Consider the following 2,261-nt stretch of genomic DNA (forward strand, 5'->3'; position numbering starts at 1 on the left):
GTGCTGCGCGCGCTTTATGAGCGCCTGACCGTGGTGCAGGAGCGCGATTCCCGCATCATCTCGGTGCTGGTGCGCTCCAGCAATCCGAAATTGGCGGCCGATATCGCCAATGCCATTGCCGAGGCGCATGTGGCGCGGCGCGCCGGGCTGTCGCTTTCCGATACCGCCGAAGCATCGGGCTGGCTTGCGGAGGAAATCGCCAAGCTGCGCGTGCGCGTCACCGATGCGGAAACGGCCGTCGCCACCTTCAAGGTGAACAACGACCTGTTCAGCGGCGCCAACAATACCAGCCTGCTCGACCAGCAGCTTTCCACCATCGCCACCCAGATCAATGCCGCCCAGGAGCGCAAGAACACGGCGCTGTCGCGCGCTACGCTCATTCGCGACATGATCGCCAAGGGTCAGCCCATAGATGGAGTGGCTGACGTGCGTGATTCGGTGGTCATCCAGCAGCTCAGCCAGGAAAAGGCACGCTTGCAGGGCGAAAAGGCGCAGCGCTCGGCCACGCTTCTGGCCAATCATCCCACCATCCGGGCGCTGACGGCGCAGATTGCCGAACTCAACAACCAGATCAATCTTGAGGGGCGTCGGGTTGCCGATGCGCTCGAAGCCGAATCGCGCATCGAAGCCGATCTGGAAACCTCGTTGCAGGCCGATCTCGCCCGCGCCAAGACCTCTGCCTCCACCGCCACGCAGGATACGGTGACGCTCGAAGGCCTGCAGCGCGAGGCCAAGGCGCAGCGCGACCTGCTCGAAAGCTATCTCCAGCGCTATAGCGAGGCGACCTCTCGCACCGATTCCAATTCGACCCTGCCCGATGTTCGCGTCGTCACCCAGGCCGTGCCGGCAGCGTCGCCGGCCTCGCCCAAGACCACACTTATCCTGCTGGCCGTCGGTCTGGGAGCGTTGATGGTTCAGCTCGGGCTTGTCGTTTTCGGAGAGCTGATCTCGGGCCGCGTCATCATTGCGCCGCCGGAGGTCGAACCCTTGCGCGAGCGCCCCCAGGATGAGCTCGACGAGCCGCCCTTCATCTCCGATGCGGCTACCGAACTGGAAGAAGAACCCGTTGAAGATGAACCGGCCGAGGCCGCGCTGGAGGATGTGCGCGATGCCGTGATGGCCGAAATGGATGCGATGCGGCTTCAGCCTGCGGCCTCGGCGGCGACGCGCGAAAATATCCGCGAGCTGATGAAAAGTCTGCGCCGGAACCGGGATTCTGCCCCTGAGCCAGTGTTGGAGGCGCCGCCGCTCACCATCCTGACGGGTGAGAAGCTGGCCGCAGATCTGGTGCTGGGAAAGACCCATCTGCTGCTGCTCGCCGCCCATGGCGCCCATGCCGATTGCGAGGCGCTGGCGGAGGAACTGGTGCACGCCGCCATCGGCCGTGGCCTCAGCGTCGCGCTGATCGATGCCGGCAGCGGCCGCATTGGCGCCGAAACCGGGCTGACCGATCTCAGCGCCGATGCCGCCAGCTTTGGCGATGTGGTGCACAAATCCGCCGACAACAGCTTTGCCGAAGTGGTGTGGGGGCAGGGGCAGTCGATCGCGCCCTCATCGAGCAAGCCCTTCACGCTGGTCGAGGCGCTGGGCGATATTTATGAGGTGGTGGTGGTGATGACCGGGCGGGTCGGCCGCATGTCGAGCCTGCCGGTTTTCAAGGGCCTCGATGGTCGACTGGTGCTGGTGGCCGGCAATACCGACGAGCCCGAGGCGGTCTCCGCCACCCGCGCGCGCCTCAGGGATGCGGGTTACGCCGATTGCGATATCGTCGCCGCGCCCGAATATGCGGCGGCCTGAGGCAGGGCCCGGATGTCTGCGAAATATCTCGCCATTCGCGCCATGTTCGAGGCTCTTTGGCTCGCCCAGGCGCCGCGCCTCTCGCGTGCCCTGTCACGCTCGCGCGGCGTGATCTTCACTCTCCACCGCGTTCTGCCCGAGCCGCCGCCGGCCTTTTCGCCCAATGCCATTCTGCAGGTGCAGCCCGACTTTCTCGACTATGTCATCACCCGGGTGCGCGCGCTTGGGCTCGATATTGTCAGCCTCGACGATGCGTTGGAGCGCCTGGCCGCCAAGGCCGCCGGGCGCGGCTTCGTGGTCCTGACATTCGATGACGCCTATCGGGACAATCTGCATCATGCCCTGCCGATTCTCCGGCGCCACGCTGCCCCTTTCACCCTCTATGTGCCCACGGCGCTGGTCGATGGGGTGGGGGAAATCTGGTGGCAGGCCATCGAGGACATCATCGCCCGCCAGGAGGCCAT

General features: G+C 65.3%; 2 protein-coding genes. Both read left to right on the forward strand.

Annotation, left to right across the window (positions count from 1 at the left end; genetic code table 11):
* Positions 1 to 1,797, forward strand: a 1,797-nt coding sequence (locus VDP82_RS17205) for a GumC family protein (RefSeq protein WP_323016046.1), incomplete at its 5' end; no start/stop codon positions are given.
* A 12-nt stretch (positions 1,798 to 1,809) separates the two neighbouring features.
* A partial coding sequence (locus VDP82_RS17210) for a polysaccharide deacetylase family protein (RefSeq protein ID WP_323016047.1) occupies positions 1,810 to 2,261 on the forward strand: 452 nt, incomplete at its 3' end.

The sequence above is a fragment of the Devosia sp. genome, assembly GCF_034675085.1.
In the GTDB taxonomy this organism is placed as follows: Bacteria; Pseudomonadota; Alphaproteobacteria; order Rhizobiales; family Devosiaceae; genus Devosia.